The organism is Proteus sp. FZP2095 (genome assembly GCF_023701425.1).
GTDB lineage: Bacteria > Pseudomonadota > Gammaproteobacteria > Enterobacterales > Enterobacteriaceae > Proteus > Proteus cibarius.
Genome location: NZ_JAMQBJ010000020.1, coordinates 1 through 598 on the forward strand (window position 1 = coordinate 1; position 598 = coordinate 598).

Sequence of the window (598 nt, forward strand, 5' to 3'; positions counted from 1 at the left end):
TGAAAGCACTGGAAGGCGAAGCTGAGTGGGAAGCAAAAATTGTTGAATTAGCAGAAGCACTGGATTCATACATCCCAGAACCAGAGCGTGCAATTGACAAACCATTCCTGTTACCAATCGAAGACGTATTCTCAATCTCAGGCCGTGGTACAGTAGTAACAGGTCGTGTTGAGCGTGGTGTTATTAAAGTTGGTGAAGAAGTTGAAATCGTTGGTATCAAACCAACCGTTAAAACAACTTGTACTGGCGTTGAAATGTTCCGTAAATTACTTGACGAAGGTCGTGCAGGTGAGAACGTTGGTGTTCTTCTGCGTGGTACTAAACGTGAAGAAATCGAACGTGGACAAGTACTGGCTAAACCAGGTTCAATCAAGCCACACACTAAATTCGAATCAGAAGTTTATATTCTGAGCAAAGATGAAGGTGGTCGTCACACTCCATTCTTCAAAGGCTACCGTCCACAGTTCTACTTCCGTACAACTGACGTAACTGGTACTATCGAATTACCAGAAGGCGTAGAAATGGTAATGCCAGGTGACAACATCAACATGATCGTTGAACTGATTCACCCAATCGCGATGGACGACGGTTTACGTTT

1 protein-coding gene is annotated in these 598 nt (G+C 43.8%); it reads left to right on the forward strand.

What is annotated here, in order from left to right; genetic code table 11:
• The coding region (locus NBG71_RS18655; RefSeq protein WP_250917079.1) for an EF-Tu C-terminal domain-related protein at positions 1-598 on the forward strand (598 nt) is incomplete at both ends.